This window comes from Cupriavidus sp. 01L46 (assembly GCF_056399905.1).
This window is the reverse complement of the sequence record NZ_JBFTSF010000079.1, coordinates 1-24,353: the sequence shown is the minus strand read 5'-3', so window position 1 is coordinate 24,353 and position 24,353 is coordinate 1. Positions and strand designations below refer to the sequence as shown.

General features: G+C 66.1%; 27 protein-coding genes. 13 read left to right on the top strand and 14 right to left on the bottom strand.

Annotated elements, in window-relative coordinates; all coding sequences use genetic code 11:
• The 5 genes from AC1DS3_RS16455 to AC1DS3_RS16435 all read right to left on the bottom strand — a co-directional run.
• A partial coding sequence (locus AC1DS3_RS16455) for a winged helix-turn-helix transcriptional regulator (RefSeq protein WP_477127539.1) occupies nucleotides 1–190 on the bottom strand: 190 nt, incomplete at its 3' end.
• 126 nt (nucleotides 191–316) lie between these two features.
• Nucleotides 317–1,135, bottom strand: a complete 819-nt coding sequence (locus tag AC1DS3_RS16450) for a siderophore-interacting protein (RefSeq protein ID WP_441635252.1) — start codon at nucleotides 1,133–1,135, stop codon at nucleotides 317–319.
• A gap of 80 nt (nucleotides 1,136–1,215) precedes the next feature.
• Nucleotides 1,216–1,971: a PadR family transcriptional regulator gene (locus AC1DS3_RS16445; RefSeq protein WP_441635254.1), complete on the bottom strand. Its 756-nt coding sequence runs from the start codon at nucleotides 1,969–1,971 to the stop codon at nucleotides 1,216–1,218.
• A gap of 121 nt (nucleotides 1,972–2,092) precedes the next feature.
• The gene (ycaC, locus tag AC1DS3_RS16440; RefSeq protein WP_441635256.1) at nucleotides 2,093–2,719 is read right to left on the bottom strand and encodes an isochorismate family cysteine hydrolase YcaC; all 627 of its coding nucleotides are present in this window, start codon (nucleotides 2,717–2,719) and stop codon (nucleotides 2,093–2,095) included.
• Between the two features lie 64 nt (nucleotides 2,720–2,783).
• Nucleotides 2,784–3,665, bottom strand: a complete 882-nt coding sequence (locus AC1DS3_RS16435; protein ID WP_441635258.1) for a pirin family protein — start codon at nucleotides 3,663–3,665, stop codon at nucleotides 2,784–2,786.
• A gap of 123 nt (nucleotides 3,666–3,788) precedes the next feature.
• On the opposite strand from AC1DS3_RS16435, the gene AC1DS3_RS16430 reads away from it, so the two are divergent.
• Together AC1DS3_RS16430 and AC1DS3_RS16425 are read left to right on the top strand one after the other, a co-directional pair.
• Nucleotides 3,789–4,697, top strand: a complete 909-nt coding sequence (locus tag AC1DS3_RS16430; RefSeq protein WP_441635260.1) for a LysR family transcriptional regulator — start codon at nucleotides 3,789–3,791, stop codon at nucleotides 4,695–4,697.
• Nucleotides 4,698–4,828: 131 nt separating this feature from the next.
• A complete protein-coding gene (locus tag AC1DS3_RS16425; protein ID WP_441635262.1) occupies nucleotides 4,829–4,996 on the top strand; it encodes a hypothetical protein in 168 nt (55 codons plus the stop codon).
• A gap of 79 nt (nucleotides 4,997–5,075) precedes the next feature.
• Here the strand turns inward: AC1DS3_RS16425 and AC1DS3_RS16420 are convergent, their stop codons facing one another.
• Nucleotides 5,076–5,924, bottom strand: coding sequence for a LysR substrate-binding domain-containing protein (locus AC1DS3_RS16420; RefSeq protein ID WP_477109517.1), 849 nt, complete (start codon nucleotides 5,922–5,924; stop codon nucleotides 5,076–5,078).
• A 100-nt stretch (nucleotides 5,925–6,024) separates the two neighbouring features.
• Between AC1DS3_RS16420 and AC1DS3_RS16415 the strand changes: the two genes are divergently transcribed.
• A complete protein-coding gene (locus tag AC1DS3_RS16415) occupies nucleotides 6,025–6,672 on the top strand; it encodes a LysE family translocator (RefSeq protein ID WP_441635266.1) in 648 nt (215 codons plus the stop codon).
• Between the two features lie 108 nt (nucleotides 6,673–6,780).
• On the opposite strand, the gene AC1DS3_RS16410 is transcribed toward AC1DS3_RS16415, so the two are convergent.
• On the bottom strand, nucleotides 6,781–7,131 hold the full coding sequence (locus AC1DS3_RS16410) for a VOC family protein (protein ID WP_441635268.1): 351 nt from the start codon (nucleotides 7,129–7,131) through the stop codon (nucleotides 6,781–6,783).
• A 165-nt stretch (nucleotides 7,132–7,296) separates the two neighbouring features.
• Between AC1DS3_RS16410 and AC1DS3_RS16405 the strand changes: the two genes are divergently transcribed.
• The gene (locus AC1DS3_RS16405; RefSeq protein ID WP_441635270.1) at nucleotides 7,297–8,052 is read left to right on the top strand and encodes a hypothetical protein; all 756 of its coding nucleotides are present in this window, start codon (nucleotides 7,297–7,299) and stop codon (nucleotides 8,050–8,052) included.
• Nucleotides 8,053–8,178: 126 nt separating this feature from the next.
• Here the strand turns inward: AC1DS3_RS16405 and AC1DS3_RS16400 are convergent, their stop codons facing one another.
• Complete coding sequence (locus AC1DS3_RS16400; protein ID WP_441635272.1) at nucleotides 8,179–8,811, bottom strand: MlaC/ttg2D family ABC transporter substrate-binding protein; 633 nt, start codon at nucleotides 8,809–8,811, stop codon at nucleotides 8,179–8,181.
• Nucleotides 8,812–8,866: 55 nt separating this feature from the next.
• The gene (locus tag AC1DS3_RS16395; RefSeq protein ID WP_441635274.1) at nucleotides 8,867–9,442 is read right to left on the bottom strand and encodes a TetR/AcrR family transcriptional regulator; all 576 of its coding nucleotides are present in this window, start codon (nucleotides 9,440–9,442) and stop codon (nucleotides 8,867–8,869) included.
• A gap of 191 nt (nucleotides 9,443–9,633) precedes the next feature.
• On the opposite strand from AC1DS3_RS16395, the gene AC1DS3_RS16390 reads away from it, so the two are divergent.
• Both AC1DS3_RS16390 and AC1DS3_RS16385 read left to right on the top strand, forming a co-directional pair.
• The gene (locus tag AC1DS3_RS16390; protein WP_150985585.1) at nucleotides 9,634–10,362 is read left to right on the top strand and encodes an SDR family oxidoreductase; all 729 of its coding nucleotides are present in this window, start codon (nucleotides 9,634–9,636) and stop codon (nucleotides 10,360–10,362) included.
• 82 nt (nucleotides 10,363–10,444) lie between these two features.
• The gene (locus tag AC1DS3_RS16385) at nucleotides 10,445–11,038 is read left to right on the top strand and encodes a 2-hydroxychromene-2-carboxylate isomerase (RefSeq protein WP_441635276.1); all 594 of its coding nucleotides are present in this window, start codon (nucleotides 10,445–10,447) and stop codon (nucleotides 11,036–11,038) included.
• A gap of 28 nt (nucleotides 11,039–11,066) precedes the next feature.
• Here AC1DS3_RS16385 and AC1DS3_RS16380 read toward each other — a convergent pair whose 3' ends face one another.
• On the bottom strand, nucleotides 11,067–11,870 hold the full coding sequence (locus AC1DS3_RS16380) for a MetQ/NlpA family ABC transporter substrate-binding protein (RefSeq protein WP_441635278.1): 804 nt from the start codon (nucleotides 11,868–11,870) through the stop codon (nucleotides 11,067–11,069).
• Nucleotides 11,871–12,117: 247 nt separating this feature from the next.
• On the opposite strand from AC1DS3_RS16380, the gene AC1DS3_RS16375 reads away from it, so the two are divergent.
• On the top strand, nucleotides 12,118–12,483 hold the full coding sequence (locus AC1DS3_RS16375; RefSeq protein ID WP_441635280.1) for a hypothetical protein: 366 nt from the start codon (nucleotides 12,118–12,120) through the stop codon (nucleotides 12,481–12,483).
• A gap of 22 nt (nucleotides 12,484–12,505) precedes the next feature.
• Here the strand turns inward: AC1DS3_RS16375 and AC1DS3_RS16370 are convergent, their stop codons facing one another.
• Nucleotides 12,506–13,753: an AI-2E family transporter gene (locus AC1DS3_RS16370; RefSeq protein ID WP_441635282.1), complete on the bottom strand. Its 1,248-nt coding sequence runs from the start codon at nucleotides 13,751–13,753 to the stop codon at nucleotides 12,506–12,508.
• Between the two features lie 340 nt (nucleotides 13,754–14,093).
• Between AC1DS3_RS16370 and AC1DS3_RS16365 the strand changes: the two genes are divergently transcribed.
• Complete coding sequence (locus AC1DS3_RS16365; RefSeq protein WP_441635284.1) at nucleotides 14,094–14,999, top strand: YihY/virulence factor BrkB family protein; 906 nt, start codon at nucleotides 14,094–14,096, stop codon at nucleotides 14,997–14,999.
• A 34-nt stretch (nucleotides 15,000–15,033) separates the two neighbouring features.
• On the opposite strand, the gene AC1DS3_RS16360 is transcribed toward AC1DS3_RS16365, so the two are convergent.
• Together AC1DS3_RS16360 and AC1DS3_RS16355 are read right to left on the bottom strand one after the other, a co-directional pair.
• Nucleotides 15,034–15,789 (bottom strand): sulfite exporter TauE/SafE family protein, encoded by a 756-nt coding sequence (locus AC1DS3_RS16360; protein WP_441635286.1) that lies wholly within the window; start codon nucleotides 15,787–15,789, stop codon nucleotides 15,034–15,036.
• 98 nt (nucleotides 15,790–15,887) lie between these two features.
• Nucleotides 15,888–16,871, bottom strand: a complete 984-nt coding sequence (locus AC1DS3_RS16355; protein ID WP_441635288.1) for a LysR substrate-binding domain-containing protein — start codon at nucleotides 16,869–16,871, stop codon at nucleotides 15,888–15,890.
• Between the two features lie 142 nt (nucleotides 16,872–17,013).
• Between AC1DS3_RS16355 and AC1DS3_RS16350 the strand changes: the two genes are divergently transcribed.
• The 4 genes from AC1DS3_RS16350 to AC1DS3_RS16335 all read left to right on the top strand — a co-directional run bounded on the left by AC1DS3_RS16350 (nucleotide 17,014) and on the right by AC1DS3_RS16335 (nucleotide 22,366).
• Nucleotides 17,014–18,387, top strand: coding sequence for a D-serine ammonia-lyase (locus tag AC1DS3_RS16350; RefSeq protein WP_441635290.1), 1,374 nt, complete (start codon nucleotides 17,014–17,016; stop codon nucleotides 18,385–18,387).
• 52 nt (nucleotides 18,388–18,439) lie between these two features.
• Nucleotides 18,440–19,420 carry a Bug family tripartite tricarboxylate transporter substrate binding protein gene (locus tag AC1DS3_RS16345; RefSeq protein WP_441635292.1) on the top strand — a complete coding sequence of 327 codons (981 nt, stop codon included), beginning with the start codon at nucleotides 18,440–18,442 and terminating at the stop codon, nucleotides 19,418–19,420.
• Between the two features lie 166 nt (nucleotides 19,421–19,586).
• Nucleotides 19,587–20,765, top strand: a complete 1,179-nt coding sequence (locus tag AC1DS3_RS16340) for a DSD1 family PLP-dependent enzyme (RefSeq protein WP_441635294.1) — start codon at nucleotides 19,587–19,589, stop codon at nucleotides 20,763–20,765.
• A 74-nt stretch (nucleotides 20,766–20,839) separates the two neighbouring features.
• Nucleotides 20,840–22,366 (top strand): amidase, encoded by a 1,527-nt coding sequence (locus tag AC1DS3_RS16335; RefSeq protein ID WP_477109519.1) that lies wholly within the window; start codon nucleotides 20,840–20,842, stop codon nucleotides 22,364–22,366.
• 328 nt (nucleotides 22,367–22,694) lie between these two features.
• On the opposite strand, the gene AC1DS3_RS16330 is transcribed toward AC1DS3_RS16335, so the two are convergent.
• The gene (locus tag AC1DS3_RS16330; RefSeq protein WP_441635298.1) at nucleotides 22,695–23,663 is read right to left on the bottom strand and encodes a LysR family transcriptional regulator; all 969 of its coding nucleotides are present in this window, start codon (nucleotides 23,661–23,663) and stop codon (nucleotides 22,695–22,697) included.
• A 153-nt stretch (nucleotides 23,664–23,816) separates the two neighbouring features.
• Here AC1DS3_RS16330 and dctP point away from each other — a divergent pair.
• Nucleotides 23,817–24,353: TRAP transporter substrate-binding protein DctP (dctP, locus tag AC1DS3_RS16325; RefSeq protein ID WP_477127538.1), on the top strand; the 537-nt coding region annotated here is incomplete at its 3' end.

Genomic DNA, 24,353 nt, shown 5'->3' with positions numbered 1-24,353 from the left:
GGGCCAGCAGCTTGCGCAGCCGGCCGGCGAGGATGTTCTTCGCCAGGCCGAGGCTGCGCTGGAACTCGCCAAAGCGCCGCAAGCCATCGAAGGCATCGCGCACGATCAGCAGCGACCACCAGTCGCCGATCACATCGAGCGAGCGGGCCACGGGACATGCAGCGCCTTCCAGGCTGGTTCGCCGGACCATAGTGCAACTCCGTTTCACTCGCCAGATGCGGCGCGCCGCGGAATGCGGCGCCAATGGCGAGGCGGTTGCATTGTAAAACCAGTTGATCCGGCCTTCAAGGCTTGCACTGCCGCCGGCATGCGCCGCTCAGTCGTCGATGTTCTCGTGGACGGCGGCGGCCCCGGCCTTCCAGTAGCTGGCCGCGCGGATGCGGCCCTTCTCGACGCCGCGCTCGCCCACCAGGTACTGACGCACGGCGCGAATCGACGCGGCCTCGCCAGCCGCCCACACATAGCCTTCACCGCGCGGCAGCGTGACCTCGCGCAAGGCTTGTTCCAGCAGCCCGGTGGCGCTATCTGCCGGTGCGCTGTCACGGTGCTGCCAGCGGATCTCCACGTCGGCGCGGCTAGGCAGCGGGATTTCTGCGGCGGCGTTGTCCACCGCCAGCACCACCAGCGCGCGCACACCGGACGGCAACTCATCCAGCCGGCGGCCGATGGCAGGCAGCGCGGTTTCGTCGCCCACCAGCAGGTGCCAGTCGAAGCCCTCGGGAATCACGAACGACCCACGCGGGCCGCCCACGCCGAGATACTGGCCGGGCGCAGCCTGCGCGGCCCAGGTAGAGGCAGGTCCATCGCCGTGCAGCACGAACTCGATATCGAGCTCGCCCGCGGCGGCATCGTAACGGCGCGGCGTGTAGTCGCGCGCGGCGGGCCTCGGCTGGCCTTCGGGAAACACAGGGCCGTTGGGGCCAAGCTCCGGCAGCGCGGGCTTGCTTTGCCCCGGCGCCGGGAAGAACACCTTGATGTGGTCGTCGAAAGACGCGGAGACAAAGCCCTTCAGGTCGTCGCCGGCCAGCGTCACGCGCAGCAATTGCGGCGACACCGCCTGGGTACGCACCACTTGCAGCAAGCGCATCTTGAGTTCATGGCGAACGCGTTGCACGGTGAGGTCGCGAGTAGTCATGGGTTTCCTGGTTGGCGGGAATGAGGGGAATGAGGGGAATGAGGAATACGGAATATGGCGTGTCGGGATGCGGGTCAGCACTAGGCACCCTGGCCGGCGTTGATCTCGGCGGTCGCCCGCGCCAGGATGGCGGCGATGCGCCGCTGCTCGTCCGGCGTGGCATCGGTGCGCAGCAGCAGCGCCCGCTTGAGCGCCACGCGCGCCTCGACGAACTCCGGCAGCCAGCCGCCCGCGGCTTCGCGCTCGTCGGCGGCTGCACCCGCTGCACCCGCCGCACCCGGCTCGGCGGCTTCGCCCGACAGCGCGCGCCGCACCCACTCCATCTTGCGTGCCACGTGCTTGAGCTTGTTGAGCATCAGGGCCAGCCGCTCGCGGTTGGCGTCGAGATGGGCCAGGCCCGGCCCCGCCAGCTGGTAGCGCTTTTTGTTGCCCTCGGTGTCCACCGTGGCGTAGCCAAGTTCTTCGAGGAAGGTCAAGGCCGGATAGACCATGCCCGGGCTGGGTTTGTAGAAGCCATTGGTGCGGGCCTCCAGCGCCTTGATCAGCTCGTAGCCATGGCTGGGCTTTTCTTCCAGCAAGGACAGCAGCATGAGTTGAAGATCGTCCGAGCTGAACTTGCGGCCGCGCCGCCAGCTATCGCCGTCGCCGTCGAAGCCATCGCCGCCGCCGCCAAAGAAGCCGCCCGGGCCGCCGCCGTGGTGGTGGCGGCCAATGGCATGGCGGCCATGATGCTCGCCGTGGTGCTCGCCGTGGCGCGAGGATTGGGACGAAAAATGGGAAGACAGATGGGCAAGCATGTGATGGCTAAGCCTGCCCAGAAGGGGGTGGTGACGCATCGTCGCAGCTCCTACGTATCGAAAAACATATCGTAAGATATATATCGTACGTAAGGATGTCAAGGCGATCTTTGCGGGCATGGCCCGCTGGAGCCGGCGCATGAGGCGCCGGCTCCTCAGCTTACCTGGCGGCCTTCACCGTGCTATAGCTCGCCATCAGGTTGCGATAGTCGGGAATGTGATTGGCGAACAGCGTGCCCAGCCCTTCGATATCGTTGCGCCAGTCGCGGTGCAGTTCGCAGGCCACGCCGAACCAGCTCAGCATCTGCGCCCCGGCTTGCTCCATGCGGGCCCATGCGGCATTGCGGGTGATCTCGTCGAAGGTGCCGGATGCATCCGTGACCACGAACACGTCGTAGCCCTCGGCCATCGCAGACAATGCCGGGAAAGCCACGCAGACTTCGGTCACCACACCCGCGATGATCAACTGCTTGCGCCCGGTAGCCTTGACCGCCCTGGTGAAATCCTCGTTGTCCCAGGCATTGATCTGGCCGGGGCGAGCAATGTAGGGCGCATCGGGAAAAGTCTGCTTGAGCTCCTGCACCAGCGGCCCGTTCGGGCCATCTTCGAAGCTGGTGGTGAGGATGGTGGGCAGGTTGAAATACTTGGCCAGGTCCGCCAGTGCAAGCACGTTGTTCTTGAACTTATCGGGTTCGATATCGCGGACCAGCGATAGCAGGCCGGCCTGGTGATCGACCATGAGGACGGCGGCCTGGCTCTTGTCCAGGCGCTTGTAGGGGGTTGCCATGAGCATCTCCTTTCATTGATGCACGATTTGCGATTACGCCGAACGGGTTAGCGTCCGACGCTAACTACGCCGCTTCGATCTGCCCGAAGCGGCCGCTGCGAAAATCCTGCAGCGCTTGCTTGATCTCTTCCTCGGTGTTCATCACGAACGGCCCGTAGGTCGCCACTGGCTCGTCGATGGCATCGCCATGCAGCACCAGCACCAACGCGTCGCTTGTAGCCGCCAGCGCAAATCCGGCACCAGCGCGATCGAGCAGCACCATCTGCCCCGCTTGTGCGGCCTCGCTGCCGTTGACCAGCACGTTGCCGCGCAGCACCACCAGCGCCACGGCGCGCCCCTCGGGCGCAGGCAGGTCCACGTCCGCGCCATGGCGCAGTTGCACGTCCCATACGTCCATCGGCGTGAAGGTGTGTGCCGGCCCGCGTGCGCTTTCGCCTGTGTTCTGGTACTCACCCGCAATCACGCGCACCTGGCCGGCGCCGCCGGGCAACGGCACCGACGGGATCTGCGCCGACACGATGGTCTGGTAGCCGGGTGCCGTCATCTTGTCGCTGGCGCGCAGGTTCACCCACAACTGCACCATTTCCAGCGTGCCGCCGGTGCGGGTGAAGGCCTCCGAATGGAACTCCTCATGCAGGATGCCGGACGCCGCCGTCATCCATTGCACGTCGCCGGGGCCGATGCGCCCGCCCTGCCCCGTGGAATCGCGATGCTCCAGCTCGCCCTGGTAGACGATGGTCACCGTCTCGAAGCCGCGGTGTGGATGCTCGCCCACGCCGCGCCGCCGGGCGGCAGGCGGGAAGTCAGCCGGGCCCGCATGGTCGAGCATCAGGAAGGGGCTCAGGTGGCTGCCAAGGCTCTGCTGCGAGAACAGCGTGCGCACGGGAAAGCCGTCACCCACCCAATGGGCATGCGGGGCGCGGTAGGTGCCGATGATCTTCTTCATGGGAAATCCTGAACGGTGGCGGGCTGGCTTTGCCCCTGATGGAGATCAGCTTAGGCCAGCGGCAATAGCACCGGTAGCTGCTGTGCGCTATCCTCAGTGTCCTATCGATAGGACGATGCCCCGATGCACCCCGACCTCAACGACCTCTTCTACTTTGCCCAGGTGGTGGACCATCAGGGCTTTGCGCCGGCAAGCCGTGCATTGGGCATCCCCAAGTCCAAGCTGAGCCGCCGCGTGGGCGAACTCGAAGAACGCCTGGGCACGCGCCTTATCCAGCGCTCGACGCGGCATTTCTCCGTGACCGAGATCGGGCAGAGCTACTACACGCACTGCAAGGCCATGCTGGTCGAGGCCGATGCCGCGCAGCAGGCCATCGACCTGACGCACTCGGAGCCCCAGGGCATCGTGCGGGTGACCTGCCCGGTGGCGCTGCTGCACGCGCGGATCGGCGCCATGATCGCTGAGTTCATGGCGGCCTGCCCAAAGGTCATCGTGCATCTCGAGGCCACCAACCGCCGCGTGGATGTGATTGCCGAGCGCATCGACGTGGCCATTCGGGTGCGGGTGCCGCCTTTGAGCGACAGCGACCTGGTGATGCGCACGCTGGCCACCCGCGCGTGGTGCCTGCTGGCCAGCCCCGCGCTGCTGGCGGGCCGCCCCATGCCCGCCGTGCCGGCCGACGTGGCCGAACTGCCCACGCTGGACTGGGGGCCGCCGCAACCCACGCATAGCTGGCGGCTGCAGGGGCCGGAGGGCGCCAGCGTGGAAATCCGCCACACCCCGCGCCTGGTCACCGACGACATGCTGGCCCTGCGCCTGGCCGCGCTGGCCGGGGTGGGCGCGGTGGCACTGCCGAGCATGGTGGTGGAGGATGAGCTGAAACAAGGCCGGCTGGTCATGCTGGTGCCAGACTGGCGGCCAAAGGCCGGCGTCATCCATGCCGTGTACCCCTCGCGCCGGGGCCTGCTGCCTGCGGTGCGTGCGCTGATCGACTTTCTCGCCCTGCGCTTCGAGGCGCTTGTGGAGGCGTAGGCAAAGCGCTGGCGGACAAGCCGGCACATCGCGAGCCACACCGCCCAACTCCGGCGCATGGGCGGCTTTACCGCTAACCTGGCGCCACAAGAAAAATCCCGCGGCCACGCAGCGCCGCGGGATCACCGTCGATGCCAGCGCGCCCTACGGCTTCGCTCGTCCAGAGTGTAGGCAAGGTGCTGAATGACGGCACCGATGGCACCATGGCGTCCTGGACGTCCCCGGCGCGAGGCAAGCGCAAGCCGATCGAAGGCCACCTGACGCCACTGCGCAGCAAGACTGGAAGCTGCCGCCGCTGACAGCCGCCACGGACTGACGGCCTCACAACCTCTCTGTTCATCGATGGACGCCTCACCATGCGGCTCCCCCAGGCTCTCCTCAGGTTCTCAATTCAACCAGAATCTGTTCAGCAAGGTAATCACAGGGCGGTCGCGCAGACCGGGAACTGCGCGCAAGGACGATTTCGAGTTCAGCCAGTGGTGGCAAACCGTCGCTCTGGGATAGCTGAACAAGATGCCCCGGTACGCTGCATCTTGCCAGGGGGGCGACCGCAAGCCCCGCTTCGACCATGCTGACAAGGCCCAGCAAGCTCGGGCTTTCGTAGGACATGCGGTATTTGATGTTCTCCCGCTGCAGCGCGCTGATGGCATTGGCGCGTGCCGTGCTGCCATGCGCGAATACAGCGATGGGCAGCGGGCGCTCGTTCCACACTTTCCGCACGGCCGACCCGACCCAGACCATCGGCTCGAACCGGATGAATTCACCGGCTATGCCCTTGGCTTTGGTCAGGCAGGCCAGGTCGAGTGTGTTGTCCTTGAGCAATGGCACAAGCGCACTGCTGGGCATGCCGATCACCCGGATTTCCACACGCGGGTGCGCCACCGCGAACTGTCTGAGGACCGACGGCAGCAACGATGAGGCGTAGTCGTCAGGCACGCCGATGGTGACGCGCCCCTTCATCTCCGGGCGCACGATCGACGCCCACGCCTCCTCCCGCATCGCGAGCATGCGGCGGCCGTAGTCCAGCAGCGTCTTTCCCTCGGCGGTAATCGTCACATGCCGCGTGGTCCGCACGAACAGCGGCTTCCCAAGCGACTCCTCAAGCGCCTTGATCTGCATGCTCACCGCCGACGCGGACCGGTGTACGGCCTCCGCCCCCCGGGCAAACGAGCCGGTGTCGGCGACCGCCACCACCATCTCAATGACGTCCAGATCGAGCTTTTTCATATTAATCAGAAAATCTGAACAAAAAATTCAGTTTAACCCGTTTTACTCGGGCATTCACCAAGTGGATACTGCAGTCGATGTCCACAGGGGAACCCCGAAAATGCACGGTATGGAATCGATCTACGGATTTTTAGCGGTGGGGGGCATGCTTGCCGTGACGCCGGGCCCAAACATGGTCTACGTGATGTCGCGCTCCATTGCGCAAGGACGCAAGGCCGGCCTCGTGTCCCTGGCTGGCGTCATGCTCGGATACCTTTTCTATATGTTTGGCGCGGCGTTTGGCATCACGGCATTTTTCCTGAGCGTGCCCTACGCCAGCAGCATCCTGGGCGCGGTGGGCGCCGCCTATCTGTTCTATCTGGCGTGGCAGGCCGTAAAGCCTGGTGGCCGCTCCCCGCTCGAAGTCCGCGACCTGCCGCACGAACGCCCCCGCCGGCTGTTCGCGATGGGCGCGACCACCAGCCTGTTGAATCCCAAGCTGGCGATGACCTTCCTGTCAGTCTTGCCGCAATTCATCAACTATCGGAACGGCAACGTCCTCGAGCAATCTCTCGTGCTCGGGTCCACATTGATTATCGCGTTCGCCACCGTCAATGGCGCCGTTGCAATCTGCTCCGGCAGCATGGCAACGCTGCTGTCCCGCCGGCCGGGACTCCTGCTAGCCCAGCGCTGGGCCATGGGCGCGGTTCTGCTTGTACTGGGCGCAAACATGATGATCGACGCCCGAAGGCTGGCGGGAATTGGCTGACTTTGGCGATTGCCTGCCACTACCAGCGCACCCGCCCCGCTGAAGACTGTCCGATAAGCCAGATTCCGAATGGGCGGTTTTGCCCACCGCCCCTGGCAGACCTCCGCGTCAGGTGTGCGCAAGCACGTTGATCAGTTTGCCAAATGGGTCGCGAACATAGAAGCGCCGTACGCCCCATGGCTCGTCGACCGGGCCGTACTCGATGGGAATCCCTGCCGACTTCACGCGCTCAAGTGCGGCGGCAATGTTGTCCACTTCGATCGAAAGATCCGGCGTTGGCGTGTCCGATCCTCCTTGTGAAGCGATACTGATCTGCGCTTTCATCGTTTCCGACGACCCGTACGTGGCAATCCAGCCATGATCCATCACCAGGTTGAGACCGAATACGCCCTCGTAGAAGTCCTTCGCATCGCCTACGGCTTGCGTGTTGATATTGGCAACGATTCGTTTGACTTTCATTGCGACCTCGATAGGCGTGTGGAGGGAAAGATGGCGGGACACTACCATACGGCTTCGGCCGCTCCCTCGCCCGGCAGCAGGTGCGCATGCTGGCAATCTTGGGCAACTGTTCCTGGCTGGCAGGCGACCTCTGCCTACGATCCGCTACAGTATCGAGACAGCCGGATGACACTGCTACAGATGAACCACCGCCCTCAACCGCATCGAGCACAAGACCTCCTCACTTCCTATTTCTGGAGCGGCGACGCCATCCGCAGCCGATGCGTCAGTGACATCGTGCTATCCGGCACGGTCGACGTGCCTGTGCCCCCTGCGCGTCTGCTTGCGGATTGGGCAAGGGAGATATCGTCCCGCCTGGTCCTGGAACCCGGGGATGTCGAGGCAATGCCCTTGGCGCGAGCGCGGGCGCGCTGGCCGGACTACGCACGCTGCGTGCAGGCGGTGTCCGATTGGGCGTGCGCGCTTGGACTGCCCGGGGTGCTTGCCGCCAGCGACGTGGCCCTCATGGCCTGCCGCGGGGCGCGGTACCACCATGATGGTGCGCAGTATGGCGGCGTCGCCTTTTGCAATCTCTTCCTGAGCGAGGACAGGGGTCAAGACTTGCATTTTCCCTCGCTGGGCCATCGGATCCCCCTGTCCCGGGGTACGGCTGTGATATTCGATACTTGCCAGCCTCATGGCGTGATTCAACGCCAGAGCAGCGGTTTTCACGCGACCGATTTCCCGCCCGACCAGGATTGCATCCAGCTATTCCTGACCTGGGAGCTTCCCATTGAAGATACCCATGTTGGGCACGCACTCCAGGTTGCCTTCGACACCACCCCTTCAACCTCTTTGCAACTGAATGAAGAGCAAGTCTGGCTGGACGGTGCAAGGGCCGCTGTGTGCCCGGATTCTGGCCGGTGGTGCCGGGCCGACTAATCGTCAGGGTCATGCGGCGGTTTTACCCTGACTGGGCGGACGGGTGCTGCCAGCAGCCGGAAGTCGTTCCAGATGCAAGGCGTACAGCCCGCATGGCCCCTTGGACCCTTGGATCCTGGGCCCCTCCTACTGCCTGCCAGACACAAGCCGCGCATTGCGCTCAGTCAGCGACTGGATCAGCCCCTCCACCCCGCCTTGCTGAATCCTGTCATTGAACTGCTGCCGGTAGGTTTGCACCAGCCAGGCGCCCAGCACGTTCAGGTCATACACGCGCCAGCCTTCCGGCGTCTTGTGCAGTCGGTAGTCGATCTGCACAGGCTGGCCGCTTTTCATATTGGTGGCGACCGTGCGCACCACCACGTCCGTCTCGGTCGGCTCGATGCGCGACGGCGGATACTCGATCTGCTGGTCCGGGCGGAGTTGCGCGATAGCACCGGCATAGGTGTGGATCAGCAGCAGCTTGAACTGCTCCACCACTTGTTGCTGCTGCGCCGGCGTTGCGGTGCGCCAGTAACGGCCCATGGCGAGCTGCGTGGTGCGGTTCAGGTCGGTGTACGGAAGGATGTCCTTGTTCACGATCGCCGTGATGCGCTGGATATCTCCTGGCGCGACCGCGCGGGCGCGCACCTCACGCAGCAACTGCTGCGTCACGGTCTGGATCAGCGCCTGCGGCTTCGACTGGTCATCGACCTGGGCGCAGGCCGCGCTGCCAAAGGCAAGCAATGCCGAAACAAGGGGAATCAGGAATACGTTCCTCATCGGCGGGGGTCCTGTCTGAATGTGTAGCCCGCATGTTAAAACAAAGCGCGCTGCGCTACATCCAGTCACCCGCAGAACCACCTGCACGCTCCAGCATCGTCCGTGCCCCCTTCAATATCTCCCTGGCCACATCCTGGTTGGCCACCGTGCGCGCCAGCATCAGCGCCCCGACGCACTGGGACATGACGCCCCAGGCCGCCTCCCCGCTCCCCAGCCTTACCGCCAGCTCCAGCTGCATGGCTACCATGCCGTCCTCGCAGGCCTGGCGCGTGTCCGCATCGGCGCGGGCGATCTCCGCGCCCAGGCTGGGCAACGGGCAGCCCGTCTCCGGATGCCGCACATGGCCCATGGTGAGGTAGCAATCCAGCATCCTTGCCAGCCAGGCGCCATCGCCTGCCTCCCCGTCAGGCAGCAGCAGCTCCCGGCTGCGCTGCAGCTCGCGCTCGATCACTTCGCGCAGCAATGCCTGCTTGGAATCGAAATGGCTGTAGAACGCCCCGCCGGTCAGGCCGGCGGCGCCCATCAGCTGGTCAACACCCGTCGACGCAAAGCCCTCGCGCTTGACCAGCGCGCCGCTGGCCTCCAGCACCCGCTCGCGGGTGGCTGCTTTGTGAGTTGCGGAATAACGCATTGCAGTTCCTGAGATTGTCCTGGGGCAGATGCCGCTTGACGCGACCCGCATTCATACCATAACGTTCGTTTACTAAACGATCGTTTATCTTATGCCGGATCCGCTTTCGATGGAAGCGGCCAGCGTGGGCACGAACGCAGAGAGCCCGCCCGGCCATTGCCGGCGGATAATTCCAAGACTGGAGACAAGTCATGTCCAACAAGAAAGCCATCCTTGTGGTGGGTGCCGGCGACGCCACTGGCGGCGCCATTGCGCGCCGCTTTGCCCGTGAGGGCTATATCGCCTGCGTGACGCGCCGCAGTGCCGACAAGCTCACGCCGCTGGTCGAGCAGATCCGCGCCGAGGGCGGCGAAGCCTACGGCTTTGCCTGCGATGCCCGCAAGGAGGACGAGACGGTGGCGCTGATCGAGCGCATCGAGCGCGAGATCGCGCCGCTGGAGGTGGCGATCTTCAATATCGGCGCCAATGTGCGGTTTTCCGTGCTGGAAACCACATCCCGCGTGTACTTCAAGGTCTGGGAGATGGCCTGCTTCGGCGGCTTCCTGATGGGGCGCGAGGCTGCCCGCGTGATGCTGCCGCGCGGGCATGGCTCGATTTTCTTCACTGGTGCAACCGCCAGCCTGCGCGGGCGCGATGGCATGAGCGCCTTTGCGGGCGCCAAGCATGCCCTGCGCGCGCTAGCCCAGAGCATGGCGCGAGAGCTGGGGCCGAAGAATATCCATGTGGCGCACCTGGTGGTGGACGCTGCCATCGACACCGACTTCATCCGCTCGAACTTCCCCGACCGCTACGCCACCAAGCAGGACGACGGCATCGTCAATCCGGAGCATATCGCCGACACCTACTGGATGCTGCACCAGCAGCCGCGCGACGCGTGGACGCACGAGCTGGATATCCGTCCGTGGATCGAGCCGTGGTAAGCCCTGCCGGCCAAAGCCTCAAAGCCATGAAAGGCATGAAAACCAACAAAGACAAAGCACCACAACAAGCGGAGACGACGACATGAGCAAGCAAGTTGAATTTTATTTCGACTTCGGCAGCCCGTATTCCTACCTGGCCTACAAGGAATTGCCGCGCGTGGCACAGCGCACCGGCGCGCAGATCGTATGGCGGCCCATCCTGCTGGGCGGCGTGTTCAAGGCCACCGGCAACCACAGCCCCGCGGAGATCCCCGCCAAGGGCCGCTGGTCGAAAACCGACACCGCGCGCTGGTCGCGCCGGTACGGTGCCAACCTGCAGCAGAATCCGCATTTCCCGGTCAACACGCTGGCGCTGATGCGCGCCGCGGTCGGCTTCCAGTTGCAGGACGAGGCCGCCTTCCACCGTTATGTGGAGACGATCTTTGCCGCCATGTGGGAGCAGCAACGTAACCTGAACGACCCCGCCGAGATCGGCGCCGCGCTCACAGCCGCCGGGTTCGACGCGCGCCAGGTGCTGGGGATGATCGATGACCCGGTGGTGAAGGAGGCGCTGAAGCAGGCCACCGAGGCCGCGGTGGCACGCGGCGTGTTCGGTGCCCCAAGCTTCTTCGTCGGCGACGAATTGTTCTGGGGCAATGACCGCCTGCTGTTTGTCGAGGAAGCGCTGGCCGCATAGCCGGCGCTATCCTCGAGCGCGCGCGCCGTCAGAACGCCGGCAGGATCGCGCCCTTGAACTGCGTGGCCAGGAAGTCGCGCACTTCCTGCGACTGGTAGGCTGCCACCAGCGGCTTGACCCACGGCTTGTCCTTGTCCTGCGTGCGCACCGCGATCAGGTTGGCGTACGGGCCGCGCAGGTCTTCGGTGGCAATCGCATCCTTGGTTGGGCTGAGGCCGGCCTTGACCGCGTAGTCGGTATTGATGGAAGCCACGGCCAGGTCATCGAGCGAGCGCGGCAGGATGGCCGAGTCCAGCTCCACGAGCTTCAGCTTGCGGGGATTGGCCTTGATATCGAGCGGCGTGGCGTTCTTGCCGTTCGTGCCGGCGCCATCGCGCAGCGTGACCAGACCCTCTTTCTGCAACAGCAGCAGCGCGCGGTTGCCATTGGAGGGATCGTTCTGGATGCCCACCTTGGCGCCGTCCGGCAGTGCCTTCAGCGACTTGAGCTTCTTCGAATAAAAGCCCATCGGCGCCACGTATGTCAGCCCGACATTGGCGATCTTGTAGTGCCGCGCCGCGATCTGGCTGTCGAGAAAGGGCTGGTGCTGGAAGCTGTTGGCGTCCAGGTCCCCGGCATCCAGCGCGGCATTCGGCTGCGCATAGTCGTTGAACTCGATGATCTTCACGTCCAGGCCACTGCGCTTGGCCACGGTCCGCACGACCTCCCAGATCTGCGCGTCGGGGCCGCTCATGGTGCCAAGGCGCACCACCTGGTCGGCGGCGTGCGCGGCCGGCAGCACAATCATGGCGGCGGCCAGGGCGATGGATTTGAATAGACTACGGCGTTGCATGCAGGCTCCACACTCAGGGTTGCGGCTCTTCGCGCGCCACGCCGATGCGCGGCGGCGCGCAAGCTGGCCGCTGTTATCAAGGCGCGACCGGCACTTGTGATGCCGGCTCGCTGGAGCGATGTTAGCGCCGCGGCCATGGGCATGGAATGAAGGTGTTCGCCTATCGATATGCGTGGCGTGTGCGGCGCGGACACGCTCGGCTGCGGGTAGAATCGCGCTCCAGTTTCCAGCAGATGTCCAGCCAGCCATGACGCAAACCCAGCCAGCATTGCCCACCTGCGAGATTCTCTTTGCCTTCACCGCAGGCGCGGGCACGGTGCTGGAAATCAAGCGCCTCGGCTTGCCCGCCGACGCGCCGCGCTCGCGCAAATACCAGTGGCTGTGGATAGCCTCGGGCAATGGCCCGCGGCAAGCGCTGCCCTTGCAGTTTGTGTCGATGAGCCAGGGAGATTGCCAGGAGCGCGTGTTTGCCGAAGGCACGTTGCGTTTTGGCGAGCAGGATGCGGCAATGACGCTGCGCGACAGACAGACGCTGCATCTGCGGGCGTGCGCGGCGGATGCGGTCCCGCCCGATGTGGCGGCGCTGGTGGCGCGCTATTTGGCTGCGGATTGAGCCAACCTCGATTGAGCCAACCTCACTCGCCCAGGAACTCCGCCACCACTTCCAGCCCCTCCACATGATCCGCCACCACCTTGGCGATCACGGCGATGGGAATCGCCAGCAGCACGCCCCAGGCGCCCCATAGCCAGGTGAAGAGCAGCAGCACGACGAACACCGCGACGGCGTTCATCTTGGCCATGCGCCCCGTCATCCAGGTGGTCACCAGCGCGCCGATCAGCGTGGCGACCAGCAGCGAGCCGCCTGCCGCCATTGCCGTCAGTGCGAAGTCGCCCGACTGCATGAAGGCGGCAAGCCCGATGCAAACCGCAATAAGCACCGCACCGAAGTAAGGCACCAGGTGCAACGCCGCGGCGGCCAGCGCCCACGTGCCGGCATTCTCTACGTGCAGCCATTTCAGCAGGAACCAGGTCAGCACACCCACCATGGCGTTGGTGACCAGCAGCATCACCATATAGCGCTGGATCTGCCGGTTGATCTCGTCGAGCATGTGCACGCTGATCTTCTTTTGCGACAGCGTGGTACCCGCCATCTTGATGAACTTGCGCTTGAACATGTCGCCGGACACCAGCATGAAGAAGGCGAGGAACAACACCACCGCGGCCTGCCCGGCGACGGTGAAGACGCCAACCGAACCTGCCAGCAGGATATTGTTGAGCGAATCCCCGGCGCGCTCCACCACGATCGGCGAGCCACGCACGGGTGGCCCTTGCCCGGTACCGCCCAGCACCGTGGCCGCCCGCCGGATCTTTTGCACCATCGAGTCGTCTCCGCTGAGCAAGGCGCCCACGGAGCGCGACAGCTTGGTGGCCACTTCCGGCAAACGGTCGATCAGGCTGGCAACCTGATCCTGCAGCAGGTACGCGCTGCAGACCACGCTGGCCAGCAGCGCCAGCAGCACCAGCGAGGCGCCGAGCACACGCGGGATGCGCCGTCCGCACAGCACGGTGACCAGCGGATCGAGCATGTAGGCGACAACCACTGCCAGCACCACGGGGATCACGAAAGCGCTAGCCAGGTGCAGCGTGTAGAGCGACGCAAGCACCGCGAGCATGGTCAGTGCCAGTTCACCGCGCCTGGCCGGAACGGGAGGGGTTGCGGCCACGGCAGGCTGGGCCGCCGATGCGCCCGCATCTGCAGCCTCAGGCGGCGCCGGCGGCTGGCTGGCTGCAGGAGCCAGCCAGCCATCACCGGCGCCGCCACGGACATCCGCGGAGACAGACGACTGGCTGGCCGCAGCGGGGCCGGCGTTCAGATCAGCCATGGGATTGCGGTTCCTGTCGTGATGGTCGCGTACGTGCCACGTGAATGCCGGCAATGCAATTGGCATTGCGCGCAGCGCGCGGCATGCTTCATCCAAGCATAGTCTCGCCTGCCGGCGTTTCTGTCGGAGAATGACGCAAGCCTGTGTAGGACAACCACGGCTTGCCGTGCGGCGCGCGATGCACCACATTGAGAGAACACGGATGCGCCGCGAAAGAAGCCTCCCTGCCAGACATAGCAGACCTCCCGACCCGGCATCCCAACCCGCAATGCGCCGTGGCCTGCGCTTTCTTTTGCCGTCCCTGCTGTCCCTGCCATGTCGAACTGACCCATCCTCTGCCATGCAGATACTCGACGCGCGCGCCCGGCTGGTGCTGAAGCACCCGTGGCGCTTCGTACTGCGCACCCTCCGGCAATTCCGGGCCAACCAGGGCTTGCTGCTCGCGGGCGCGGTGGCGTACTACGCCCTGCTGTCGATCGTGCCCTTGCTGATCCTGATGGTGATCGCGCTGTCCCATGTGATCGAGCCGGCATCGCTGCTGGCCACCTTGTCGCGCTACCTGGAATGGTTGCTGCCGGGGCAATCCCGCGCGCTGGTGGGCGAGCTGGCCAGCTTCCTGGCGAACCGCGGGGTGATCGGCTGGGTGCTGCTGGCGAGCATGATCTTTTTCAGCTCGCTGGCGTTCACGGTGCTGGAGAACGCCATGTCGGTGATCTTTGTGCACCGGGTGGCCATCCGCCGCCGCCACTTCCTGGTGTCGGCGGTGCTGCCTTACTGCTACATCATCGTGCTCAGCATCGGCCTGTTGCTGGTGACGGTGGTCGCGGGCAGCCTGCAGGCGCTAGGCGCGCGGCATGTGGAAGTGTTGGGCCACGACCTGTCGCTGGACCGGGTCTCCGGCACCCTGCTCTACCTGCTCGGGCTGGCGGGGGAGATCCTGCTGCTGGCCTCCATCTACCTGGTGATGCCGGTAGGCCGCTTGTCCGTGCGCCATGCGCTGATCGGCGCGGTGAGCGCCGCGCTGCTGTGGGAGATCTCGCGCCACGTGCTGGTCTGGTACTTCGCCACGCTGTCGCAGGTGAGCGTGGTGTACGGCTCGCTCGCCACGGCGATTGTCGTGCTGCTGAGCCTGGAAATCGCCGCCACCTTGCTGCTGCTCGGGGCGCAGGTGATCGCGGAGTTCGAGCGCGGCGGCCTCGATGCGCCAGTGCAGGCGGAGGCAGAGACCGAAACCTTTCATACCTGAGCCGCTGCCCACGCGGGCCCAGGGCTCACGCCAATCAGTGCAACGTCCCCAGCAGCTTCGGCAGCGAGGCCGACAGCAGCGCCACGCCCGATGCGGTCAGCAGGCTCAGCACGATCCTGCGAAATGCGAGCTCGCTGATGCCGATGTACAGCCGCGCGCCAAGGATGCTGGGCACCAGCATGGCCGGCCCCACCACCAGGAACATGGGCAGCATGTCGCGCGTGACGATGCCGGTGCCGACATAGGTCGCCATGGTCACCGCCAGCGTGGCCAGGTTGAAGTTCTGGATGATGGCGCGCTGCTCGTCCTTGGCCAGCCCGCGCAGGGTGCACCACAGCGTGGGAATGACGCCGGTAAAGCCGCCGATGCCGCCCATGATGCCACCGGCCGCGCCGATCACGCCATCGGCCACCCGCCCGCCGGCCCGGATGTGGGGCAGTTGCCTGGACATCAGCATGAGCGGACACCAGATGACCAGCAGCCCGCCCAGGCAAGCCTTGAACACGCTGGGATTGAGTGCCGGCAAGATCGCCACGCCAATGGGAATGCCCAGGATGCCGCCGGCCACGAAGGGCAGCAACTGCCGGGGCGAGAAGCTGCGCCGCACCGTCACCGCCGCCACCACCTGCCCGGTCAGCGAGCCGAACACCGCCATCGTCGCGGCCAGGCGCGGCTCCACGGTCCAGACCCAGAAGGACATGGCCACCATGCCGAAGGCAAACCCGGACAAGCCTTGCACGAAGCCGGCCACGACGGCGCCCAGCGCCAGGATCAGGACAGGAAATTCCATCGGTAACTCGAATACCCGAAAGCCAGGAAGCCAGGAAGCCGGAGAGCCGCGCCATGCGGCACGAAAGCCGCAAACTATGCCGGGGATCGAACGCTTTGTCACCCACCGGTGGCCTTCGCGCCGCGTGCCTGCACGTCGAGCACCTTGGCCCGCGCCGCATCGAAGCGTGCACCCTCGGCAGCCAGCCAATCCTCCACCATGGCGATAGGCGGTGTCTGCCCGTGCGCGCAGACGAAGAAGTAAGACGCCTGCGAGCGCGCATGGATGCCGAACAGGTCGACCAGGCGGCCAGCCTCGATGTCTTCCAGCACCAGCGCCGAGCGCCCCATTGCGATGCCCTGCCCGGCCAGCGCCGCACCCACGGCCAGCTGCGACAGGTTGAAGCGCTGGCCCGCGTCCAGTTCGCCCACCTCCGCCTCCACCCCTGCCACCTGCAGCCAGTGGCGCCATTCCTCGAAGGCTTGCGCGCCGTCCCATGGGCTCACGTCGTGCAGCAGCCAGGCGCCCCTCAGGTCCTGCGGCCTGCGCAGCTCGGGATGCGCGGCCAGGAAGGCGGGGCTTGCCACCGGCAGCAGCCATTCGTCGAGAAACAGCCGGGCCTTGAGGTCGTCGTAGCCACCCAGGTCGAAGCGCACGGCGGCATCGATGCCATCGCGCACCATCCGGGTGCGGTCCAGTGCGTGGAACTCGCCGTAGACGCGCAGGCCCACCTCGGGGTGATCACGGAAAAAGTCGCCCAGCCGCGGGGTCAGCCAGCGCATGGCGAACGACGGTGCGCAGCTCAGCGCAATAGGGCCGGCCTCGCGCGGCTTGCGTAGCTGGGTAAGCGTGCCTTCGATGGCCTGGAAGGACTCGCGCAGCACAAAGCGCAACCGCTCGCCTTCGGGCGTCAGCACCAGCGCGCGCGGCGTGCGCAGGAACAAGGGCCGGTCCAGCCACTGCTCCAGCTGCTTCACCTGCTGGCTGACCGCGCCCTGCGTCACGCACAGTTCCGTAGCGGCGTGGGTGAAGTTGCAATGACGCGCCGACGCCTCGAAGCAGCGCAGCCAGCTCAGCAACGAGGACGATAACAAGGTGCTCATAAGCGGCCGCCGATACGCATGCCCGCCCTCAGACTTCCATTAGCCAAACTAATGCCTCGCTAAATATAAATGGATTGCCAGCGGATCCGCGCAGGCCAACAATGAAGTCACCCAGGAACCCGCAGCAGCCTATCCCTTGCCGATGAACCAGTCTTTAGCCACGAACCCATCAATCGCAACCGGCCCGGACAATGCCGCAGCGCTGCGCGCCAGCCTGGCCGCCGCCACGCCGTTGCTCTGGTGCAATCCGGCGCGCGCCGGGACGCCGCCGCCCGTCCAGGCCGCCGGCGAACACAGCATTAGTCTAGCTGATGTCGAGGCCGCACAGGCGCGCTTTGCCCGCTTTGCCCCGCTGCTGCCGGCGCTGTTTCCCGAGCTGGCTGACACCCATGGCGTCATCGAGTCGCCCCTGGTGGCCGTGCCGTCGATGCAGGCGGCCCTCGGGCTGCCGCTCAGCCAGGGCCGGCTCTGGGTCAAGGCGGATCACAGCCTGCCGGTGGCGGGCTCCATCAAGGCGCGCGGCGGCATCCACGAAGTGCTGGAATTTGCCGAGAACCTGGCGCTGCGCCATGGCCTGCTTGGCCCTGGCCGCAACGGGCCGGAACATTACCTGGCCCTGAGGGCGCCCGCGGCGCGCGCCTTGTTCGGCCGCTACCAGGTGGCGGTGGGTTCCACCGGCAACCTTGGCCTGAGCATTGGCGTGATGGCCTCGGCGCTGGGTTTTCGCGCGGCCGTGCATATGTCGTCAGATGCAAAGGCATGGAAGAAGACGCGGCTGCGCGACCGTGGCGTGGAAGTCGTGGAGCACGCTGGCGACTACGAGGACGCCGTCGCCGCCGGCCGCCGCCAGGCGCAGCAGGACGAGTTCACCTACTTCGTGGACGACGAGCGCTCGCTGTCGCTGCTGCTCGGCTACAGCGCCGCGGCGCTGCACCTGCGCCAGCAACTCGCCGCGCATGCGATCCGCGTCGATGCCGGGCACCCGCTCTTCGTTTACCTGCCTTGCGGCGTGGGCGGCGCGCCGGCCGGCATCACCTTCGGCATGCGGCAGCTGTTTGGGCCGCACGTGCACTGCGTGTTTGCCGAGCCGACCCAGTCGCCCTGCTTCCTGGTGCAGATGATGGCAGGCGCAGGCAATCCGTCCGTCTATGACTTTGGCCTGAGCAACCACACGCAGGCCGACGGCCTAGCCGTGCCGCGCGCCTCCGAGCTGGCCGCTGCCGTCATGCGCCCGCTGCTGTCCGGCGTGTACACGGTGGCGGACGATACCCTGTTCGAACACCTGGCCCTGGCATGGCGCACGCAAGGGCTGCGCATCGAGCCCTCGGCGGCGGCAGGCTTCAGCGGGCCGCGCATGCTGTGCGAGAGCGCGGCGGGGCGCGACTACCTGGCCCGGCACCAGCTCGACGCCACGATGCCGCAAGCCACGCATCTGGTGTGGACCACCGGCGGGCTGTTCGTGCCGCAAGCGGAGTACCAAGGCTTCCTGGACCAGGCGGCCGCGCTCGCGGCCTGAGCCGCCCCCCGCCATCATCCATCCCCCCATCGTCGCACGCAGGAGAGTCAGCATGAAACCCGTCCATACCTTCAAGCTTGCATGCCTGGCCGCCTGTTGCCTGGCGGCGCCCGCCGGCAGCGCGCTGGCCCAGGCCTACCCCACGCATCCGATCCAGATGGTGATCCCCTACCCGCCCGGCGGCGCCACCGATGTGATCGGCCGGTTGCTGGCCAAGAAGCTCGGCGACCACCTGGGCCAGACCGTGGTGATCGACAACCGGCCGGGCGCCGGCACCATCGTTGGCGCCGGCCTGGTGGCCAAGGCCGCGCCGGATGGCTACACGCTGCTGGTCAGCTCGGGCACCACATTCACGGTCAATCCGGCCATCCATCCCAAGCTGCCCTACGACCCGCTCAAAAGCTTCGAGCCGATCGGGCTGACCGGGCGCACCGGCCTGATCCTGCTGGCCAACCGCAATGTGCCGGTCAACAACCTCAAGCAGCTCGCGGCGGCGGTGAAGGCCGCGCCCGGAAAATTCTCCTACGGCTCGTTCGGCACGGGCACCACCGCGCAGTTCGCCGGCGAAATGCTGCTGAACGATCTTGGCATCAAGATGCTGCACGTGCCCTACCGTGGCAGCTCACCGGCCATGACCGACCTGATCGGCGGCCAGATCCCATTCTCGGTGGATACCGTCTCGGCCGCCGTGCCGCAGATCCGCGCCGGCAAGGTCAAGGCCATTGCGGTCACCACCGCCAAGCGCTCATCCCTGCTGCCCGACGTGCCCACCGTGGCGGAAAGCGGATACCCGGGTACCGACATGGATACCTGGCTGGCCGTGGTGGCGCCGCGTGGCCTGGCGCCCGAGGTGAAGGCGAAACTGGAGAAGGCGCTGGCCGAGACCATGGCCGACCCGGACACGCGCAGGAAGCTGCTGGACAATGGCTTCGAGCCATCCTATGGCACGGGCGCGGAGGTGACCGCGCTGATCACCAAAGAACTGCCGCGCATGCGCGCCATTGCGCAGCGTGCCAATATCACGGCGGACTGAGCGTACGCAAATGGCCCATGGCGGGCTTGGTTTGACAGCACCCGCCTCCAGCCCACATCATCGCAAGCACCGCCGCCCCCGAGGCGGCGCCATGCCCTCCGGAAGGATCCGAGGCAGCCCCCGGAAAGCCCAAAGCAGCCCAGAACAGCCCATCCCAGCCCGACATATGACGCTCCCAGATTCCAGTTCAGCCACCCTGCAGCTCGGCGCCTGCGCCGTCCCCGGCCAGCCCGCCGCCGCCATTGACACGCCGGCGCTGATGCTCGACCTCGATGCCTTCGAGCGCAACCTGGCGCAGATGCAGCAAGCCGCCGACCGCGCAGGCGTGCAGCTGCGCCCGCATGCCAAGGCGCACAAATGCCCGGAGATTGCGCTGGCGCAGATCGCGCGCGGCGCGGTTGGCATCTGCTGCCAGAAGGTCAGCGAGGCGCTGCCGTTCGTGCAGGCCGGGGTCAGGGACATCCATATCAGCAACGAGATTGCCGGGGCGTCCAAGGCCGCGCTGCTGGCCCGCCTGGCGCTGCATGCACGGATGAGCGTCTGCGTGGATGATGCGCGCCAGGTCGCCGCGCTGGCGCAGGCCGCCGCGCAGGCCGGCAGCCGCATCGGGGTGTTCGTCGAGATCGACGTGGGCCAGGGACGCTGCGGCGTGGCCGACGCGCCCGCCGCGCTGCGCCTCGTTCAAGCTATCGGTGCGCACCCGCAACTAGCGTTCCGCGGCTTGCAGGCGTATCACGGCGGCATCCAGCATGTGCGCGACTTTGCTGCGCGCCGGCAGGCTGCGGCCGATGCCGCGGCGCGTACCGCCGCCATCGTCGCCGAACTGGCCGAGGCCGGCGTGGCGTGCGCCACGGTGACGGGCGGTGGCAGCGGCAGCGTGGAGTTCGACCTGCACAGCGGCGTCTATACCGAAATCCAGCCCGGCTCCTATGTCTTCATGGACGCCGATTACGGCCGCAACGACTACAGCGGCGCGCTGCGTTTCGAGCACAGCCTGTTTATCGCCACCACCGTGATGAGCGTGGCCGCGGCAACGCGGCCCTCGCCGCGCGTTGTGCTGGACGCGGGCCTGAAATCGATGGCGGTGGATTCGGGCCTGCCGTTGGTGTGGGGCGCCAATGGCCAGGACCACGCGCTGGCCTATGTGGCGGCCAACGACGAACACGGCATTGTCGAGCCCGTGCCCGGCACCAACGCGGCGGGCCTGCCGGGCCTCGGCAGCCAGGTGCTGCTGGTGCCTGGCCATTGCGACCCCACCCTCAATCTGTACGACGAGATCGTTGGCGTGCGCGGGCAGGCCGTGGCCTGCTTGTGGCCTGTGCCGGCGCGCGGGCTGAGCCGCTAGCGCGATCCGGATGCCATGGCGCCCCGCCTGCCATGCCGGCGCGGCGCTTCACCCTACCTGCCAGAGAGTCCACCATGACCCAGACCGATAACCTGCTTGCCCAATCCGCCGTAGCGCTGCGCCGCCTGATCGGCAACAAGGAGATCTCTCCCGTTGAACTGCTTGAGGCGTGCATCGCCCGCATCGAGGCGGTCAATCCCTTTATCAACGCCGTCACCGCCACCTGCTACGAGCGCGCCCGCGAAGAAGCCCGCGTGGCCGAGCGCGCCGTGCTCGACGGCGCGCCGCTGGGCTTGCTGCATGGCCTGCCGCTGGGCGTGAAGGACCTGGAGGCCACGGCCGGCCTGCTCACCACCTATGGCTCGCCGCTGTACCGCGACAATGTGCCCAGCGCCGACAACGTGCTGGTAGCCCGGCTGCGCGCGGCCGGCGCCATCGTCACCGGCAAGACCAACATCCCGGAGATGGGCGCGGGCGCCAATTCGCGCAACGCGGTGTGGGGCGCCACCGGCAACCCCTTCAACCCCAACCTGAATGCAGGGGGATCCTCGGGCGGCTCCGCTGCCGCGCTGGCGACCGACATGCTGCCGGTCTGCACCGGCTCGGACACCGGCGGTTCACTGCGCATCCCCGCCGCCAAATGCGGCGTGGTGGGCTTCCGCCCATCGCCAGGCGTGGTGCCGAGCTCGCGCAAGCTGCTGGGCTGGACGCCCATCTCCGTAGTCGGCCCGATGGGCCGCACCGTGGCCGATGCCTGCCTGCAGCTGGCGGCCTCGGCCGGCGTCTCGGCCAGCGACCCGCTCACCTATGCGCTCGACCCGATGTCGTTCCTGCTGCCCGCCAATGTCGACCTGGGCTCGCTGCGGGTGGGCTGGACCGAGGATTTCGGCGTGTGCGCGGTCGACAACCAGATCCGGCAAGTCTTTCGCGACAAGATCGCCGCCATGCGGCACCTGTTCCGCAGTTGCGACGAGATCCAGTTCGACCTGGGCGAGGCGCACCGCTGCTTCGACGTGCTGCGCGCCGAGAGCTTTGTCGCCGGCATGCACGAGGCCTATCAGCGCGATCCGCAGAGCCTGGGCCCGAACACGCGCGCCAACTATGAGATGGGCGCGGCCATGTCGCTGGTCGACAGCGCCTGGGCGCAAGCCGAGCAGACCCGCATCCTGGGCCGCTTCCAGGCCGCCTTTGAAGACTACGACGTGATCCTGTCGCCAACCACGCCGGTGTCGCCGTTCCCGTGGACCAACCTCTACGCGGAGACCATCAACGGCGAAAAGCAGGAGAACTATTACCGCTGGCTGGCCCCTACCTATGTGGTCACGCTCACCACCCACCCCGCCATCAGCCTGCCCTGCGGCCTGGACCATGCCGGCATGCCGTTCGGGCTGCAGGTGGTGGGCCGCTTCCGCGCCGATCACCATACGCTGGGCGTGGCGCATGCCATGGAGCAAGCCTTTGCGGGGTCGGAGGCACTGCGCCGTCCGCTGCCGCGGCTGGACCAGTTGCGCGCGGCGCAGCCCGGGCTGAAGTCGATCGTCACCGCGCCGCCGGTGCTGGATGGCTCGCCGGGCGGTGCCGCTTCGGTCTCGGCCGTCTAGCAGGCTGTTGAATTTGGCCCCCGGGTAAACGGGGGATTTGGCGCGCTTTAGTGTGGAGCGATGGATGCCCCAGGTCTCGTAGACCTGCGAAAGAGGACTGCCGCTTACATAAGCCTGAATCGCGTCGCGGCACTGTCCAAGCGTGGTCCGCGCTCCGCTCGTAAGGCCACGCTCGTCCAGTTGGCGATGCGTTCCCGCTCCTTCACTGCATGTCTGGATCGAGATGCGCATGGGGGCTCTGGGAAGTGTCAGTAGACAATACCCCCCTTTTCTGACGGATTTGCCCCCCCCCGGATTTGGCCACTCCCCCGGCGATCGCCAGCCCGATTCAGGCGATTTCGCCAGCGCTGCCCGCCTTCTCGCGCAGTACCTCCATGAATGCCTGCGCGGCGGGGGTCGGCGCCTCGCCCAGGCGCGTGATCAAACCGTAGTCGGGCATGCGGTCCGGCAGCTCGATGGGGATCCGGGCCAGCAGGCCCCTGTTCACGTACTTCTCCACCAGGGCGGCTGGTTGCAGCGACAGCATGTCCGTGCTCTGCATCAGTTCCAGGGCGAACAGGAAAGAGGGAGTCTCGACCACGCCGGACGTGAGTGCGAGCCCGGTGCGGCCGAAGATATCGTCAGACACTTTGCGCACGGCCGTGGAGCGCGGGTAGAGAATCCAGGGCCAGTGGGCCAGCTTGGTCAGATCGAGGTCGTGCGCCCCGCGCAAAGGGTGATCGAGCCCGGCCACCACCTGCAGCGGTTCGCTGGACAGGCGCTCGTATTGGAACTGGGCCCTGTGCGCCTCGTCTGTGAAGCGCCCGATCATCAGGTCGATCTTGCGCTCGGCCAGCCAGATCACCAGCTGGTCGCTGCTTTGCTCCAGGATCCTGAGCACCAGCAGTGGACGCCGGCGCTGGATCTCCGCCACCGTGGCCATCAGCAGGTGCGCGGCCGAGCCCGTGATCGCGCCAATGGACAGGTGGCCATGCCCCCCTTGCTTGAGTGCGTTGAATTCATCCACGAACTTGCGATGCCCGGCCAGCACGGCGTCGGCATAGCGCAGCATGAACAGGCCCAGCTCGTTGGGCAGCATGCCGCGTGACAGGCGCTCGAACAGGCGTGCCTCCAGGATTTCCTCGATATCCATCAGGATCTTGGTGGCCGCCGGTTGCGTGATGTGCATCTGCTCGGCGGTAAGCCTCAGGTTGAGGGTGTGGCCGAGGATGTCAAGGAACTGGAGATGTCGGAATCGCAGCCGCCCGCAGGCCTGCGCCATGGACAGGGGTTTACCCGAGAAAAATTCTGAGCTCATAAGCATTTGGAATGGATCCTAGCAAAAAATTCAGTGGACCGGTACAGGTGCCAGACCTAACCTCTCACCTGCGTCGAGACGGCCCTGAAGAGGTCTAGCGTGGCGCCGATGACGCAGAACCGTCGCGACAAAATCATTCCATTGGAGACATTGATGAAGTTGAAATCCCTCGCCATGGCCGCCACGGCGCTGGCCATGCTTGCCGGCCCGGTGTCTGCGCAAATCAAGGAACGCGTGTTCAAGGTCGGTGTCGGCCTGAGCGAAGACCATCCTCAGGCCATGGCCGTCAAGCATTTCTCCGAACAACTCGCGGCCCGCAGCGGCGGCAAGCTGGTCGCCAAGCTGTATGCCAGCGGCTCGCTGGGCAATGACGTGAGCATGACCTCGGCGCTGCGCGGCGGCACCCTGGAGATGACGGTCCCCGACACCTCCACGTTGATGTCGCTGATCAAGCCCTTTGGCGTACTCAACCTGCCGCTGACCTTCAATAACGAGCAGGAAGCCGATGCCGTGCTGGATGGCCCCTTTGGCCAGAAGCTGCTCGCCAAGCTGCCCGAGAAGGGTCTCATCGGCCTGGGCTACTGGGAGAACGGCTTTCGCCACGTCACCAACTCGCGTCGCCCTATCAACCGGGCCGACGACCTCGGCGGGCTCAAGCTGCGCGTGATCCAGAGCCCGCTGTTCCTGGAT

Excerpts from the sequence above, each read along its gene's own strand:
- AC1DS3_RS16450 (WP_441635252.1), bottom strand. The coding sequence starts at position 1,135 with ATGACTACTCGCGACCTCACCGTGCAACGCGTTCGCCATGAACTCAAG.
- AC1DS3_RS16445 (WP_441635254.1), bottom strand. The coding sequence starts at position 1,971 with ATGCGTCACCACCCCCTTCTGGGCAGGCTTAGCCATCACATGCTTGCC.
- ycaC (WP_441635256.1), bottom strand. The coding sequence starts at position 2,719 with ATGGCAACCCCCTACAAGCGCCTGGACAAGAGCCAGGCCGCCGTCCTC.
- AC1DS3_RS16435 (WP_441635258.1), bottom strand. The coding sequence starts at position 3,665 with ATGAAGAAGATCATCGGCACCTACCGCGCCCCGCATGCCCATTGGGTG.
- AC1DS3_RS16430 (WP_441635260.1), top strand. The coding sequence starts at position 3,789 with ATGCACCCCGACCTCAACGACCTCTTCTACTTTGCCCAGGTGGTGGAC.
- AC1DS3_RS16425 (WP_441635262.1), top strand. The coding sequence starts at position 4,829 with ATGCCAGCGCGCCCTACGGCTTCGCTCGTCCAGAGTGTAGGCAAGGTG.
- AC1DS3_RS16420 (WP_477109517.1), bottom strand. The coding sequence starts at position 5,924 with ATGAAAAAGCTCGATCTGGACGTCATTGAGATGGTGGTGGCGGTCGCC.
- AC1DS3_RS16415 (WP_441635266.1), top strand. The coding sequence starts at position 6,025 with ATGCACGGTATGGAATCGATCTACGGATTTTTAGCGGTGGGGGGCATG.
- AC1DS3_RS16410 (WP_441635268.1), bottom strand. The coding sequence starts at position 7,131 with ATGAAAGTCAAACGAATCGTTGCCAATATCAACACGCAAGCCGTAGGC.
- AC1DS3_RS16405 (WP_441635270.1), top strand. The coding sequence starts at position 7,297 with ATGACACTGCTACAGATGAACCACCGCCCTCAACCGCATCGAGCACAA.
- AC1DS3_RS16400 (WP_441635272.1), bottom strand. The coding sequence starts at position 8,811 with ATGAGGAACGTATTCCTGATTCCCCTTGTTTCGGCATTGCTTGCCTTT.
- AC1DS3_RS16395 (WP_441635274.1), bottom strand. The coding sequence starts at position 9,442 with ATGCGTTATTCCGCAACTCACAAAGCAGCCACCCGCGAGCGGGTGCTG.
- AC1DS3_RS16390 (WP_150985585.1), top strand. The coding sequence starts at position 9,634 with ATGTCCAACAAGAAAGCCATCCTTGTGGTGGGTGCCGGCGACGCCACT.
- AC1DS3_RS16385 (WP_441635276.1), top strand. The coding sequence starts at position 10,445 with ATGAGCAAGCAAGTTGAATTTTATTTCGACTTCGGCAGCCCGTATTCC.
- AC1DS3_RS16380 (WP_441635278.1), bottom strand. The coding sequence starts at position 11,870 with ATGCAACGCCGTAGTCTATTCAAATCCATCGCCCTGGCCGCCGCCATG.
- AC1DS3_RS16375 (WP_441635280.1), top strand. The coding sequence starts at position 12,118 with ATGACGCAAACCCAGCCAGCATTGCCCACCTGCGAGATTCTCTTTGCC.
- AC1DS3_RS16370 (WP_441635282.1), bottom strand. The coding sequence starts at position 13,753 with ATGGCTGATCTGAACGCCGGCCCCGCTGCGGCCAGCCAGTCGTCTGTC.
- AC1DS3_RS16365 (WP_441635284.1), top strand. The coding sequence starts at position 14,094 with ATGCAGATACTCGACGCGCGCGCCCGGCTGGTGCTGAAGCACCCGTGG.
- AC1DS3_RS16360 (WP_441635286.1), bottom strand. The coding sequence starts at position 15,789 with ATGGAATTTCCTGTCCTGATCCTGGCGCTGGGCGCCGTCGTGGCCGGC.
- AC1DS3_RS16355 (WP_441635288.1), bottom strand. The coding sequence starts at position 16,871 with ATGAGCACCTTGTTATCGTCCTCGTTGCTGAGCTGGCTGCGCTGCTTC.
- AC1DS3_RS16350 (WP_441635290.1), top strand. The coding sequence starts at position 17,014 with ATGAACCAGTCTTTAGCCACGAACCCATCAATCGCAACCGGCCCGGAC.
- AC1DS3_RS16345 (WP_441635292.1), top strand. The coding sequence starts at position 18,440 with ATGAAACCCGTCCATACCTTCAAGCTTGCATGCCTGGCCGCCTGTTGC.
- AC1DS3_RS16340 (WP_441635294.1), top strand. The coding sequence starts at position 19,587 with ATGACGCTCCCAGATTCCAGTTCAGCCACCCTGCAGCTCGGCGCCTGC.
- AC1DS3_RS16335 (WP_477109519.1), top strand. The coding sequence starts at position 20,840 with ATGACCCAGACCGATAACCTGCTTGCCCAATCCGCCGTAGCGCTGCGC.
- AC1DS3_RS16330 (WP_441635298.1), bottom strand. The coding sequence starts at position 23,663 with ATGAGCTCAGAATTTTTCTCGGGTAAACCCCTGTCCATGGCGCAGGCC.